The 15,215-nt window shown below is 25.1% G+C and carries 15 protein-coding genes; 9 read left to right on the top strand and 6 right to left on the bottom strand.

Annotated elements, in window-relative coordinates:
- Position 1 precedes the first annotated feature (1 nt).
- From acpS to modA, 3 genes are read right to left on the bottom strand one after another with little or no spacing between them, the layout of a single operon-like run.
- Positions 2-352 (bottom strand): holo-ACP synthase, encoded by a 351-nt coding sequence (gene acpS, locus GBG18_RS05220; RefSeq protein ID WP_152189039.1) that lies wholly within the window; start codon positions 350-352, stop codon positions 2-4.
- A 13-nt stretch (positions 353-365) separates the two neighbouring features.
- Positions 366-3,023 (bottom strand): ATP-binding protein, encoded by a 2,658-nt coding sequence (locus tag GBG18_RS05215; RefSeq protein ID WP_152189037.1) that lies wholly within the window; start codon positions 3,021-3,023, stop codon positions 366-368.
- On the bottom strand, positions 3,010-3,813 hold the full coding sequence (gene modA / locus GBG18_RS05210) for a molybdate ABC transporter substrate-binding protein (RefSeq protein WP_152189036.1): 804 nt from the start codon (positions 3,811-3,813) through the stop codon (positions 3,010-3,012). Before modA ends, GBG18_RS05215 begins: the two co-directional genes overlap by 14 nt.
- A 121-nt stretch (positions 3,814-3,934) precedes the next feature.
- On the opposite strand from modA, the gene GBG18_RS05205 reads away from it, so the two are divergent.
- From GBG18_RS05205 to panC, 6 genes are all read left to right on the top strand, one after another.
- Positions 3,935-4,174, top strand: a complete 240-nt coding sequence (locus GBG18_RS05205) for a response regulator (protein ID WP_152189034.1) — start codon at positions 3,935-3,937, stop codon at positions 4,172-4,174.
- A 2-nt stretch (positions 4,175-4,176) separates the two neighbouring features.
- Positions 4,177-4,977 carry an HD-GYP domain-containing protein gene (locus GBG18_RS05200; protein ID WP_152189032.1) on the top strand — a complete coding sequence of 267 codons (801 nt, stop codon included), beginning with the start codon at positions 4,177-4,179 and terminating at the stop codon, positions 4,975-4,977.
- Between the two features lie 21 nt (positions 4,978-4,998).
- Positions 4,999-8,622, top strand: coding sequence for an ATP-binding protein (locus tag GBG18_RS05195; protein WP_152189030.1), 3,624 nt, complete (start codon positions 4,999-5,001; stop codon positions 8,620-8,622).
- 81 nt (positions 8,623-8,703) lie between these two features.
- Entirely contained in the window at positions 8,704-9,663 is a 960-nt protein-coding gene (locus GBG18_RS05190; RefSeq protein ID WP_152189028.1) for an ABC transporter permease, read from the top strand.
- Positions 9,650-10,210: a hypothetical protein gene (locus tag GBG18_RS05185; protein WP_152189026.1), complete on the top strand. Its 561-nt coding sequence runs from the start codon at positions 9,650-9,652 to the stop codon at positions 10,208-10,210. The genes GBG18_RS05190 and GBG18_RS05185 overlap by 14 nt, the downstream gene beginning before the upstream one ends.
- 32 nt (positions 10,211-10,242) lie before the next feature.
- Positions 10,243-11,061 carry a pantoate--beta-alanine ligase gene (panC, locus tag GBG18_RS05180; protein ID WP_152189024.1) on the top strand — a complete coding sequence of 273 codons (819 nt, stop codon included), beginning with the start codon at positions 10,243-10,245 and terminating at the stop codon, positions 11,059-11,061.
- Positions 11,062-11,077: 16 nt separating this feature from the next.
- On the opposite strand, the gene GBG18_RS05175 is transcribed toward panC, so the two are convergent.
- A complete protein-coding gene (locus GBG18_RS05175) occupies positions 11,078-11,566 on the bottom strand; it encodes a MarR family winged helix-turn-helix transcriptional regulator (protein WP_193311076.1) in 489 nt (162 codons plus the stop codon).
- A gap of 112 nt (positions 11,567-11,678) precedes the next feature.
- Here GBG18_RS05175 and GBG18_RS05170 point away from each other — a divergent pair, with 112 nt between their 5' ends.
- The 3 genes from GBG18_RS05170 (at position 11,679) to tilS (ending at position 14,686) form a co-directional block, all read left to right on the top strand.
- Positions 11,679-12,245: a YceI family protein gene (locus tag GBG18_RS05170; protein WP_152189022.1), complete on the top strand. Its 567-nt coding sequence runs from the start codon at positions 11,679-11,681 to the stop codon at positions 12,243-12,245.
- A 99-nt stretch (positions 12,246-12,344) separates the two neighbouring features.
- Positions 12,345-13,694, top strand: a complete 1,350-nt coding sequence (gene rimO, locus GBG18_RS05165; protein WP_152189020.1) for a 30S ribosomal protein S12 methylthiotransferase RimO — start codon at positions 12,345-12,347, stop codon at positions 13,692-13,694.
- 11 nt (positions 13,695-13,705) lie between these two features.
- Positions 13,706-14,686 (top strand): tRNA lysidine(34) synthetase TilS, encoded by a 981-nt coding sequence (gene tilS, locus GBG18_RS05160; RefSeq protein ID WP_152189018.1) that lies wholly within the window; start codon positions 13,706-13,708, stop codon positions 14,684-14,686.
- On the opposite strand, the gene GBG18_RS05155 is transcribed toward tilS, so the two are convergent.
- The gene (locus tag GBG18_RS05155) at positions 14,675-14,944 is read right to left on the bottom strand and encodes a hypothetical protein (RefSeq protein ID WP_152189016.1); all 270 of its coding nucleotides are present in this window, start codon (positions 14,942-14,944) and stop codon (positions 14,675-14,677) included. The two genes, tilS and GBG18_RS05155, sit on opposite strands and share 12 nt — an antisense overlap.
- Positions 14,920-15,215, bottom strand: a 296-nt coding sequence (gene fliS, locus GBG18_RS05150; protein ID WP_152189014.1) for a flagellar export chaperone FliS, incomplete at its 5' end; no start/stop codon positions are given. The genes GBG18_RS05155 and fliS, both read right to left, overlap by 25 nt.

Below are 15,215 nucleotides of genomic sequence, written 5' to 3'. Positions count from 1 at the left end.
ATTATTTCAAGATGTTATTTACAACAGCTATTGCAAATCCTTCATCATGTGTTATTGAAACATGAGATTCTTTAATATTAAACTTTTTACGTACCTTTTTTTTATACTTTAGTTTTGGAGCACCTTTAGCTGTCTTTGTAATTTTTATATCATGAAAAGAACAATCAGCTCCAATTCCTGTACCAATTGCTTTACTAGCAGCCTCTTTCGCAGCCCAAAAACCAGCAGCAGTTTCGGGTCTTTTTACTAATTCTATTTCTTCTTCACTTAAAAATTTTTCATAAGCTCGTCTACCAAACTTTTCATACATTTTCTTAATTCTATTTATTGAAGTTATATCGATACCTGTCATTTTTAACCTAATTTTATTTATTGCTAAAAAGCAATGTCTTTAAATTTTCAAACTTCTCTTCTATTTGAATAACTGATAAGTTTGATATTTCTACTGCTTCTAGTTCCTCTAGTATTTTACAAGCATTATCTAAAGCAACATTAAGACATGAGTTTTTTAAATAATGTGCTTTTTGTGATATCTCATTTTTATCTTCATTTTTAATAATATTTTCAAAATCCTTCATATCTTTTACAATATTTGATTTGAATTTATCTATTATTTTTATTGCTATATTTTCACTCATTCCAATCTTTTTTGCAACAAGTTCTATATTAATGTCTGTAATAGCATATTCTACAATATCATTGCTTATCACCTTTGTTTCTTTAATCACTTTTTTTTCTAAATAAGTAGATAAAATCTTTACAAGTTCTTCATTTACAATAGGCTTACTTAAATAAAAATCCATTCCTGCTTTTAAGTATTTTTGCTTATCACCTTTTATTGAGTTAGCAGTTAGTGCAATTATTGGTGTATAGTTCTTATTGATTTTTTCATACTCTCTTATTAATTTTAGAGATTCTAAGCCATCCATTATTGGCATATTTATATCTAAGAAAACTAAGTCAAACTTTTCTTCTTTATATTTTTCATAAGCTAACTTACCATTTTCTACAATACAAACATCTAAACCTAAATCTTTAAGTATCAACTCTATTAATAACTGATTATTTGTATTATCTTCTGCAACTAAAACCTTTGCATTAAAAATATACTCTTGATTTTCTTTCTCTTTTGTTTTTTCTATTGATTTAGCTTCAGCTAAAATATTAAATACTTTTGAGCCATAAATAGGTACATCTAAATAATAATCCATCAAAGGTTTCATTATATTGTTATTGTCTATTTTTTCCATATTTCCTACATATACTACAGGACAATTAAATCTTTTTTTTCTTCTTGAAAGTTTTTCAAAAAACTGTGGGTCTCCAAAACAAAAGATTAAATCAATATATTCACTCTTTTCAATATCTTCATCATTATCATGAATTACTCCAAACTCTTTAAGAACATCTTTTAAATGATTTCTAATATTTTCTTTATCGTTAATAATATTACATAGTGCAAAATGATATTTTAACTTTTTCTCTTCTAAATTTTCTTTTGATACTTGAAGATCTAAATCAAAATAGAATCTACTACCTTCATCTATTTGGCTTTCAAGTTTGATTTCAGAACCAAGCATTTTTACAATACTTAAACTAATTGCTAAACCTAAACCAGTACCACCAAATTTTCTTGAAATTGATCCATCTGCTTGAGAAAAAGGCTCAAAAATTTTCTTTTGATCATCTAAAGATATACCAATTCCCTCATCTTTAACAGAAAATTCTATTTTTGCAATATCATCTTCTAATTTTATTAATTTTACTTCAAATAAGACTTTTCCATCTTTTGGTGTGAATTTTATTGCATTACTTAAAATATTTGAAAGTACTTGCTTTAATTTTGTTTCATCACTTGTTATAAAATTTGGTATTTTACTATCAAATAAATATACAAATCTGATATTTTTTTCTTTTGTAGTAATAGAGTATAAATGTACTATTTGTTCTAAAAAATCTCTAAGATTAAATTCTGTTTTTGAAATCTCAAATTTTCCACTTTCAACTTTTGAAATATCTAAAATATCATTTATTATATTTAATAATGCAGTTGCACTCTTTGAAATAATATTTGCTTTTTCTTTATCTTTTTTTTCTAATTCTGATTTTGCTAATATATTTGAAAAACCTATAATCGCATTTAGTGGTGTTCGTATTTCATGTGACATATTTGCAAGAAATTGAGATTTTGATTGGTTTGCTTTTAAAGCTTCTTGCTCTGATAATTTTGCCTTTTTTGTAATTTCTTCTAACTCTTTACTTTTATTAAGAATTTGCTTTATAACAAAAATTCCAAGTAATAAAACAATTGTCATTACAAAAAAAGTAAATAAGTATTCAAGCTTTCTATAATAAACTTTTTCCTCAGTTATATTTTTTTCAAGTAGGTCAATATTTTTTTTACTATCATGTAAAAGTCTACTTGCATTCTCTTTCATTCTAATAAACAAAGTAGGTAATTGTTTAAAAAAAAGTTTTACTTTAAATATCTCATCTTCTGATATTTCTATATTTTTATTTGAAGTATATGCAAGTTTGATCTTCATAATATCTTCCATTTTTGAAAGTTTAAGAGTTAGCTCATCAAGTTTAGGAAGAAGATCTATTGATTCAAAAGTATAATGTTTTATTGAATTATCTACATTAAAATATACTCTATCTGTAACTATTTCGGCTTCTAGTAGATTTAATTTTATATGATTATTAAGAGTACCACCAACTTCTAAAACTCTTATTGCATTTTTTATATCTTCAATTTCATCATTAATTTTTTCTTGAATAGGCTTAATTGCTCTAATTTTTGTAATAAGTCCCATCTTATAATAATTAGTTTCAATTGAAGCAATTTCTTTTAAAACATACTCACCTATTTTATATCTTGAATACTCATTTTTCACATTATAATCAAGTGTTTTTACAATATCTGAGAATACATTATGAATTATGATAATTCCAACATACCCTAAAAAGAAAGTTATTATTAAAGCCGTTAAACCTTGATATATTGTATTATTTTTCAACATCTAAAGCTATCTTTTCAAAGTTATTTATATCATTAATATCAAGAAAACCGTATTTTTCAAAAACTTTTCTTCCCTCAAGTGAAGAAGCATAATCCATAAATTTTCTTGTTAATTCTTTATTTGTAGAAGTTTCTAAAAGATTCAATACAAGTGCAGATTTATTTGTATATTTATCTTCTAGTACTAAAGGTTCAACAAAGTTTTTATTTCCATCCCAAAATGTAGTAGCATGCCAATTTAAAATTAAATCAGCTTTTCCTTCTTTAATAGAATTTATCAAATTTCTTGAATCAGAAGCCAAAAATAGAGTATTTAAAATTGCTTTTTTATATAATTTATTTTTTACTAAAACTTTTTTAGAAGCTTTTCCTACACTGCTACTTTGGTCATTTCCTAAGACTACATTTAAATTTTCATTCGTAAGTTCACTAAGTGATGCTTTTATATTTTTTGGATTACCTTTTTTTACAAGTAATGAAAGTTTATTAAAACCTACAAATTTTGAATCTAATAAAAGCTTTTCTTTTAAATATTTAGTTCTATATGACAAAGAACCAGGAAGATATAAATCACCTTGATTACTTGATTTTATACTATTATATAAATCTTCACTTCCACCTTGAAGAATATTAATTTTACAATCATATTTTTTTTCAAAATTATTTGATAACTCTTTAATTGGATTAACCATTGTAATCCCTATATAAAAGAGAAGTTCAGTTTTTGCTTTTGCATAAGAAAAAGAAGAAATTAATATCATAAAAACAAAAATAACTTTAAATGAGCTCATACATGTAACCTTAGTTTTTAACTAATTATACCAAATTATAGGTTAAGTTAACAGTTGTTATATTGTATTTTAAAAGAAAAAACTATATTATATATAAAAAATAACCTACAAAGGCTTTCTTGTGAGTTTTGAAAATATGAATATTGTTTCAATCGATGATAATGAAAATAATCTTTTTTCTATTGAAATAATATGTAATGATATGAATTTAAATGTAAAAAGTTTTATGGAACCTCTTGAAGCTTTAATGTACTGTTTACAAAATAATGTAGACATGATATTGATAGATTACATGATGCCAAATATTAATGGTTTAGAATTTATTGAAGAGTTTAGAAAAAACAAAAAAATATACCAATAATAATGATTACAGCAGCAGGAGATGACGAGAATATTCATAAAAAAGCTTTTGATTTAGGAGTTAGTGATTTTTTAAGTAAACCTGTAAATGCTCTAGTTTTTGAAGCAAGAGTAGAAAACTTATTATCAAACTATCAAAACAAAATATTATTAGAATCAAAAGCAAAACTCTTAGAAAGTGAAGTTGAAAAAGCCACAAAAGATCTTATAAAAAGAGAACATGAAACACTAAAAATTTTAGGAAAAACTGCTGAATATAAAGATCCAGAAACTGCATCTCATGTTGCTAGAGTATCTCATTATTCAAAACTTTTAGCAAAAGAGTATGGACTTAGCGAAAAAGAGCAAGATTTGATATTTCATGCAGCTCCATTTCATGATTTAGGAAAAGTAGGAATTGAAGATAAAATTCTTTTAAAACCTGGTAGATTAGATGAAGATGAATTTGAAATAATGAAAACTCATGCTTTAATCGGATATGAGATTTTAAAAGATTCTAAAAGTGATTATTTAAAAGCAGGTGCAACTATTGCATTACATCATCATGAAAAATTTGATGGTTCAGGTTATCCAAAAGGTTCTAAAGCAGATGATATTCATATTTATGGAAGAATTGTTGCGATTGCTGATGTTTTTGATGCACTAACATCACATAGACCATATAAAAAAGCTTGGGATTTCGAAAAAGCCTTAGAGTTTCTACAAGAAGAGAGTTCAAAGCATTTTGATCCTGATTTAGTAGATTTATTTGTAAAGAACATAGAGGAAGTTAGCAAAATTTATAACTCATTTATAGAAGCATAAATAAATATACTAGGATATTATTTGAAAAATTTAAGTATTAAAATAAAGCTAATTTTACTTTTTATTGTTATAAAAATAATTCCTTTACTTCTCATTGCATATATTGCTTATATTGGAGTGCTTAACCTTGAAAAATATGTACAAAATAGTACACGTTATCTTTTTAATAAAAATAAAGAAATTGTTTTAAATACTGCAAATGCATCTATTGAAGATAGTATAAAAAACTTAGACAAAAAATCTCAATATGCTATAGAAAAAATATCCTTTGAAATTGCAAGTAAAGTTGCAGATTTTTTATATGAAAGAGATAAAGATATACTATTTTTATCAAAAATCCCTCTAAATAATGAAATTCTTAAGAGCTTTTATACAACAAAAAATAGAGATATAATAATTCATGAAGATTATATTTATGATGAAAAAAATAGTAAATGGATAAGTTCAAAAGTACCTAAAAAGGTAAAAAGAGAAAATGAAAAATCCGTATTAAAAGATAATGAAAAAGAGTTTAACTTCACAGATCCTCTTATTTTACAAAAAAAATCAATTCCTATTTATAAAGAAGTTTCATATTTTAATTTAAGAGGAAAAGAGCTTTATAAAATATCTCAAATTGATAACAACTTAAAAGATATTTCAAATAAAAACAATACTTATATTAATTCAGAGACTTATTTTAAAGAAATTAAAAAACTAAAAAAAGATGAAATATATGTTTCTGAAGTAATTGGAGAGTATGTAAAATCAAATGTAATTGGTAGCTTTACAAAAGAAAAAGCAAAAAAACTAAATATTGATTTTAATCCACAGAATCATGCTTACGCAGGAAAAGAAAACCCTAATGGAAAAAAATTTGAAGCAATAGTAAGATTTATTACACCAGTATTTAAAGAGAACAAAAAAGTAGGATATATTTCACTTGCCTTAGATCATGAACACTTAATGCAATTTACAGATACAAAAGATCCAACAACTGCAGATCCAACACAAAATATTTCTGATGCAAGTAAAGGAAATTATGCTTTTATGTGGGATTTTGAAGGTAGAAATATTTCACATCCAAGAGATTATTTTATAGCTGGGTTTGATAAAGAAACAGGAAAAAGACAAATGCCTTGGCTAAGTTCTGATTTAGCTTTAAAATTTGAAAACTCTAATAAAGAGATAAATGATTTTCTAAAAGACTATCCTACATTTGAAGAACAAAGTTTAAAGAAAAAGCCAAATATTTCTCAACTATTAAAAGATGGAAATGTTGGCTTGGATTGTCGTTATTTAAACTTTGCACCTCAGTGTAAAGGCTGGATGGAATTAACACAAAATGGAGGATATGGCTCTTTTATTATCTATTGGAGTAAAGTTTGGAAACTATCAACTGCAGCTTCTATTCCATACTATACAGGCAAATATGGAAAAACAAAAAGAGGTTTTGGTTTTGTTACAATTGGGGCGAATGTTGATGAGTTTCATGCAGCAGCAAATAAAACAAAAAGTAATGTAACAAAGATTTTACATAAGCAAACTAATCAAATGCAAGAGATTGTAAATGATAATAAAATTGAAATTGAACAATTTATTAAATCATTAATTAATGAATTATCAGTAGTTACATTTATAATGATAATTCTAATAATTATAATTGCACTTTGGATTTCTAATTATATTACTTCAAAATTAGAAAATATTTTACTAGGTACTAAGAAATTTTCAGAAAATGATTTTGAATATAGAATTCCTATAACTTCAAATGATGAAATAGGAAAACTAGAAAACTCTTTTAATAAGATGGCAAGTAGTATAAAATCCTTATTACAAACTCAATACAATGCCTTAGAAAAAGCACAAAGAGCAGATGAGGCAAAATCAACTTTCTTGGCTAATATGTCACATGAAATAAGAACTCCTTTAAATGCAATAATTGGTTTTTCTGATTTATTAAGTAATTCAAAACAACTAGCCAATCAAAATCAGAAACAAGCAGATATTATAAATAGTAGTGCAAATTCACTGCTTGTAATAATTAATGATATTTTAGATGTATCAAAAATAAAAAGTGGTAATTTTAATCTTACTTATGAAAAAAGTGATATTTATTTTATTAGTGAGCATGTAATAGAGTTGTTTTCTAGAAGAGCTAATGAAAAAAATATTAAATTAGTTTTTGATATAGATAAAGAGGTTCCTTTATATATTAAGACAGATGGCTTAAGATTAAAGCAAGTTTTATCAAATTTAATTAGTAATGCTATTAAATTTACTCCTGAAGAAGGAACTGTACATATTAGTATTTTACTAGAAAAACTTGAAGAAAATATAGCTACTTTAAAATTTAAAATTGAAGACTCTGGAATTGGGATTAAAGAAGAAAAACTACAGTCAATTTTTGATCCATTTATACAATTAGATAATAACTCAAATAAAAAATTCTCAGGAACAGGCTTAGGACTAAGTATTTCTAATCATATTATTAACTCTTTAGGTTCAAAAATAGAAGTTCAAAGTAGAATAAATGAAGGTTCAATTTTTAGTTTCACCTTAGCTTTTGAAGTTTGTGAAGATAGTGATTTATCACAAAAAGAGTTTATCTCTAATATTAAATTTAAAATTGATAATAAAGAAGATAAGTTATTTGAGTATATAAAAAGATATATAGATTTATTTGGCAACATAAATAATGAAGATAAAAACTTTGATGTCTTACTTACTTGCTTTACTTCTGAAGAGAAGTTAAATACTCTTAGAGAAAAACATCCAAATAATACATTATTAATTCTTGTAGAAAATGAAAATAGCATTCAAAAAATCAATAAACTAAGAAATGAAGAGATTATATCACTACCTTTTTATCCATCAAAATTAAATGATTGCTTACAAAATTTACTTAGCAAAAAAAATAAAGTACAGTTAGAAAATAAAGAAATTATTGAAAAACAACAGTACAAAGGAAAGATACTTGTTGCTGAAGATAATTTGGCAAATCAAGAACTAATAAAATATATTCTTGAAGATTTTGGTTTAGAATTTAATATAAAAGATAATGGACTAGAAGCTTTAGAAGAGTACAAAAAAAGTAAATACAGTCTTATATTAACTGATATAAATATGCCAATTATGGATGGGATAGAAGCATTCAAACAAATTAGACTATATGAAAAAGAGAATAATCTTGAAACTACACCAATAATTGCATTAACTGCAAATGCAATTAAAGGAGACAAAGAGAAGTTTCTTAATATTGGGATGGATGATTATTTAAGTAAACCTATAAAGATAAAAGAGCTTAAAAATATATTTGAAAAATTCTTAAAGCAAGAATCAGCAAAACTGACTAAAAAAACATCCTTTGATAAAAATAAAATTATCAATAAACTTGGGATTAGTGAAAGTATTGTTGGTTTGATTATTAATAAATTCAAAGAGAATATTGAAAAAGATATTAAAGAATTAGAAGAGAATATACAAAAAAAAGATGTAGAGAATATATCTTTTAAAGCTCACTATATTAAAAACTCTTGTTTAAATGTATCATTAGATGATATTTGTAAATCCTTAGAAAAACTAGAGAATAAAAAGTTAGAACATAAAGAAAAAGAACTTTTATTTAAATATATTAAAGCTTCAATAAAAAGCCTATTAGAATAAAATAACATAACAAATGGTAGAATACTCTTTCTTATAAATATATATTTATATAGTCTAGATATTACAGGAGAGTAAAAGTACTTGAAATTATTTTTTAAAAAGATTTTATATTTACTTGTTATGCTTTTTATTATTAGCCTAATATCTTTTTTAGCAATTAATTTAGCTCCTAACTCTTTTTTTGCAAGTGGTGCATTAAACCCTAACATAACAGAAGAATCTGTAGCACAATTAAAAGCAATTTATGGTCTTGATAAACCCTTGTATATGCAATTTTACTCATGGGTTATAGCAATAATCCAATTAGATTTTGGGATATCTTTTGCTAGTGGTTCAATGGTAAAAGATGAGATATTAACACGAATACCAATAACTTTAATTATTAATATAATATCAATGCTTCTAATCTTTGTCTTATCTTTATACCTAGGAATTAAAGCAGCTTTAAATAAAAACAGTTTTTTTGATAAATTTACAGGTCAATTATCACTTATTAGTTTTTCAATGCCCTCTTTTTATCTTGCACTTTTAGCTGTTTTAATATTTTCAATAACTTTTGAGGTTTTACCAATTGCAGGATTACATTCAGTTCCAGATGATGGAAGTTTAAATTACTATTTAGATTATGCTTGGCATTTAATTTTGCCAATTACAATTATTGTTTTTGGAGGAATTGGTAGTTTGACTCTGTATATTCGTTCACTTACAATTGAAATACTAAAATCTGATTACATATTTTTTGCACGTTCTCGTGGTCTAAGCAATAAACAAATTTTAAGATATTATATTTTACCAAATTTATATCCTCCTGTTATTACACTTTTAGGACTTTCACTTCCAGGAATTATTGGAGGTTCAGTAATACTTGAAACTATTTTTTCAATAGATGGAATGGGATTATTATTTTTTCAAAGTGCCTTAAGTCATGATTATCCAGTCATTATGGGAATATTAATTATTGGAGCATTTTTAACATTAATTGGAAATATGATTGCGGATTTAGTTCTACTTAAATTAAATCCAAACTATGATGGGAAATAAGAATCTTATTCCCTATGATTATAGGGCTTTAATTACTTGGGGAGTAATTGCTAGTTTTTTATTTACATTTTCTCAAACTCTTTTATCTTATTCTTTAGTTTTTGGTATTGTATTTATAACTCTTTTTATCTTTCTTGGACTCTTTATTGATTACAGATTAACAAAAAAACAAAACCTATTAATGCAAATTAAAAACTTTACTTCCATGCAAATATTTATTTTTAAAATAGCTATTAGTATTTTTATTTTTATGAGTATTTTTAGTATCTTATCTTTAAAAATTGATGAATATAGTTTTGTTTATACTTTATGGATTTTTATAATTTCCATATTCTCATTAATTCTTTCGTACTTAATAAAAACAAAAATTTATGAACTACACGCAAATGTATTATTTTTAACTTCTATATTTTTATTGTTTCTATCAATGTTTCTAAATTCAGAACAACTTAGATTTTTTAGTCAAACACTTTGTATTATAGAAATTGGTTTTGGATACATATTAATAGGTATATTAAAAAATATTGAAAGTAAAACTCAAAATTGATATAATCTCAATTCTAAAATAAGGATGATTTTTTGCAAATATTAAAAACTATTGAACAATTACAAAATATACGAAAAACAATAAGTTCAAATGTTGGTTTTGTTCCAACTATGGGAGCTTTACATGATGGACATATTTCACTTATAAAAAAAGCCCGATTAGAAAATGAAATCGTAATTGTTTCAATTTTTGTAAATCCTACACAGTTTCTTCCAGGAGAAGATTTAGATGCATATCCTAGACGTGATGAAGCAGATAAAAGAATATGTGAACTTTGTAAAGTTGATTATTTATTTATGCCTGAAATTTCAACTATGTATTCAAAAGAAGAAGTTTTAATTAAAGCTCCAAATAAAAGCTATATTTTAGAAGGACTTACTAGACCTGGACATTTTGATGGTGTCTTACAAGTTGTTTTAAAACTATTTGGAATTGTTCAAGCTACAAATGCATATTTTGGTAAAAAAGATGCGCAACAACTTTCATTGATTTCTCAAATGGTAAAAAATTTATTTCTTCCAATCAATATTGTTCCTTGTGAAATAGTAAGAGAAAATGACGGATTAGCACTTAGTTCTAGAAATGTATACTTAAGTACTGAACAAAGAAGTGAAGCATTATTAATCTCAAAATCTTTATATTCAGCAGGAGCTTTAGTAGCTAAAGGTGAATTAAATACAACTATTATAAAAAATAAAATACTTGAGATTATGAAAAACTTAGATGTAGAATATGTAGCTATCGTAGATAGAGAGTTTAATGAAATAAATGAAATTGAATTAAAAAATAGTATTATTCTAATAGTAGTAAGATTTGGGAAAACAAGACTATTAGATAATATTTGGCTTTAGTTTTCAATATTTTCTTTTAATCTTTTAGTGCTTTTACTAAAAGGTTTTTGAAAACTATTCTATCTTCATCATTTAAATTTGCAAAAACTTTATTTTCTTCTTGAATAACTGCTTTTAATGTTTTATCTAAAATCAGAGCACCTTTTTGTGTTAATTTAACTAATTTGCTTCTTTTATCATTACTGTTATGTACTCTTTCAATAAACCCTTTTTCTTCAAGCTTTTTTAGAACCTTTGTCATCCCACCAGAAGAGAATAATAATCTTTCATACAGTGCAGTAGGACTTAAAGTACAATCAACTCCTCCAGACATTTTTAAAGAACCTAAAACATCTAATTCACTATTTGAGATATTAAATTTCTGTTCTTGTACTGATGTAATTGCATTTAAAAGTTTCCCATATAACATATAAAAAGGAACCGTTACATTTATAATATCATGATAAGTATTTGGAGATTTAATTTTGTGTCTTTTAATATCACTATCTAATTCTTCTATTTTCATAAATTTATTATACATAAAAAATAAGATTATAACAAGTGTCTTTCTAGAAAGATATTTTTAAGTTTTTCTATGATATATTTTTAATTATAATAATTTAATTAAGGATAAAAATATGAATTTAAAAAAATTAACACTTGTTTCAGCACTATTAGTTTCAACATTATTTGCAGGTACTTATAATGTAGATAAAAGTCATTCAAATATGGGATTTAAAGTTAAACACTTAATGATTTCAAATGTAAAAGGAAACTTCAATGACTTTACTGGTTCATTTGAATATGATGAAAAAACAAAAAAATTAGTATCTTTAAATGGAGAGATTCAAACAGCTTCAATTAATACTGACAATGCAAAAAGAGATGCACACTTAAAAGAACCAGAATTATTTGATGCAGCTAAATTCCCATTAATTACATTTAAATTAACAAAAGTTGATGGAGATGATGTTTATGGTGACTTTACAATGAAAGGTGTTACAAAAAACATCAAGTTAGAGTTTGATAATGGTGGAACGATTAAAGATCCATGGGGAAATAATAGAGCAGGATTTGCTTTAAGTGGAAAAATAGACAGAACAGACTTTGGTATTACTTGGAATAAAGTATTAGAAGCTGGTGGATTAACTGTTGGAAACGAAATCAAACTTGATATTGAAATTGAAGGTATTCAAGCTAAATAACACTTTATAAATAAAGAATAGATAAGCTCTATTCTTTATTTTATCTTATATTATTAGTTTTATGTTAAAATTGCATAAAAACTAAGGTAACTACTTTATATGAAATTTACTACACAAAATCCTGAAAAATCTTTACATTTAGTATCTCTTGGATGTACGAAAAATCTTGTTGATTCTGAAATTATGCTAGGAAAACTAAAAGAGTATAAAATAAGCGATGATGCAACAAGTGCTGATGTATTAATTGTTAATACTTGTGGTTTTATTGACTCTGCTAAAGAAGAGAGTATTAATACTATTTTAGATTTACATGACCAAAGAAAAGAAGAATCAGTTCTTGTTGTTGCTGGTTGTTTAACACAAAGATATCAAGAAGAGTTACAAAAAGAGATACCTGAAGTTGATATTTTTACAGGTGTTGGGGATTATGACAAAATTGATGAGCTTGTAAATGAAAAAAGAAGTGCTTTTACAAATCAAGTATTTTTAGCATCAGATACAAATGAAAGAGTAATAACAGGTTCTTCTTATCATGCTTATGTAAAATTAAGTGAAGGATGTAATCAAGCATGTTCATTCTGTGCAATTCCTAGTTTTAAAGGTAAACTTCACTCTAGAACACTTCAATCACTTGTAAAAGAGGTAAGTTCACTAGTATCAAAAGGTTATACTGACTTTACTTTTATTTCTCAAGACTCTTCATCGTTTTTAAGAGACCAAGACCAAAAAGATGGCTTAGAACAACTTATATCTGAAGTTGAAAAAATCGAAGGTATTAAAACTGCAAGAATTTTATATCTTTATCCATCAACTACAACTTTAGATTTAATTGATAAAATTGCAGATTCAAAAGTTTTCCAAAATTATTTTGATATGCCACTTCAACATATAACTCCTTCAATGCTTAAAATCATGAAAAGAGGAAAAGGTGTTGAAAAGTTAATTGAATTAATGGATCATATGAAATCAAAACCAAACTCTTTTGTAAGAACAACATTTATTGCAGGTCACCCAGGAGAGACAATAGAAGACCATGAAGCTTTATGTGAATATATTAAAAACTATAAATTTGATAGAGCTAATGTATTTTCTTACTCAACTGAAGAAGGAACAACAGCTGCTAAATCAGATATGCTAATTGAGCAAGAAGTAATAGATAATAGAGCAGATGAAATTGGTGAAATTATTGCACAAACTACACAAGAATCACTTGAAGCTGAAGTTGGAAAAACTTTTGAAGTTTATATTGATGGAGAAAGCGATGAGCATGAATTTTTACTAAGTGCTAGAAAAACTACTTGGGCTCCTGATATTGATGGTGAGATTTATATAAATGATAATGAATTATATGATGAAAATAATCCTAAACAACTTGAGTTTGGGAAAATTTATTCAGTAAGAGTTACTGAGCTATCTGGAGATAAATTACTAGCAACAGTAATTAAATAGATTATAGATTTATGAACTTAGATTTTTCTGTAATAAAAGAGTCAAAAAATTTACTAGCATTTTCTGCTGGTATTGATTCTACTGCACTATTTTTTTTACTATTAAAAGAAAATATTGATTTTGATATTGTAATTGTAAATTATAACTTAAGAGAAGAATCAAAAGAAGAACTTCAATACGCAAAAGATTTAGCTTTAAAATATAATAAAGAAATATTTTACAAGGAAGTACACTTAGAATCAAAATCCAATTTTGAAAAAACTGCAAGAGATATCCGATATAATTTCTTTAAAGAAGTAATCAAGGCAAACTCTTATAACACTTTAATAACAGCTCATCAACTCAATGATAAACTAGAATGGTTTTTAATGCAACTAAGCAAAGGTGCAGGATTAGTTGAACTTATTGCTTTTAAGGAATATGAAGAGCTAGAATCTTATATTTCATACAAACCCTTACTTGATGTTTCAAAAGATGAACTAAAGAGTTTTCTTAAAGAAAATAGCATTAAGTATTTCATAGATAAAAGTAATTATGATGAAAAATATAAAAGAAACTATTTTAGACATAATTTTTCAGACAGATTTTTAGATGAGTATAAAGAGGGTGTAAAAAATTCCTTTAAATACTTAGAAAAAGATGTAAACTCATTAAATATTTCAATTAAACCTCTTTATAAAATATTTCAATTAGAAATATATAAAAATTTAAATGATGAAAATTTAAATATAAGACTTATTGATTTATCTTTAAAGAAAAGAGGAATTTTACTTTCACAAGCTCAAAGATATGAAGTTTTAAGACAAAAAGAAATTACTATATCTGATAAAGTTTGTATTAGTATAAAAAAAGATTTTCTTTGGATATCTCCAAAATCACAGCAGATTATGGATAAAAAATTTAAGGAAAAGTGTAGAGTACAAAAAATACCTAAAAATATTAGAGCGTATATAAAAGAAAAAGAAATTGAGCTAAAAGATTTAGTTCTTTAGAAATCTCTTTATTTTTTTCATTTTAATAAGTTCTAATCTAGATTCTTCTTTATAGTTTTTTAAAAAATTAATATTTTTAAAAAAAAGTTCTTTTAAGTATTTTAAATCTTCAATTTCTAAATCGAAATCTTCAATTGTGTTTTCTTCTAGGTGCTTAGTATGCCATCTTACTAAAGAATCAGCTTTATCTTTAGAGTCTAAAGAATCAATATAAATTAATTCTTTAAGAGCTTTTACAGACCAGTCTCGTCTTTCCATGCGTCTATTAGTCCTTGAGTAACTTTTATTACTTGATTTATTGAGTTAACATTATCATCAACTCCTGCAGAGAATAGTGTTTCTATTTGATATAAATATAAACCATCTAAATAATAAGCAACATCTCCACCATCAAAATCAAGAACATTTCTTAATTCATCAAATATTGCAATTGCTTTATTGATATATGTAAATTTTGCTTCAATATTTTCATCTTCAATTGCACTTTTTACAAAAGATAAATATTTAATAACTCCCTCGTAAAGCTTTT

This window comes from Poseidonibacter ostreae, from assembly GCF_009208075.1.
Lineage (GTDB): Bacteria > Campylobacterota > Campylobacteria > Campylobacterales > Arcobacteraceae > Poseidonibacter > Poseidonibacter ostreae.
Note: the sequence above shows the minus strand (reverse complement) of the source record. Positions and strands in the feature narration are given on the sequence as shown.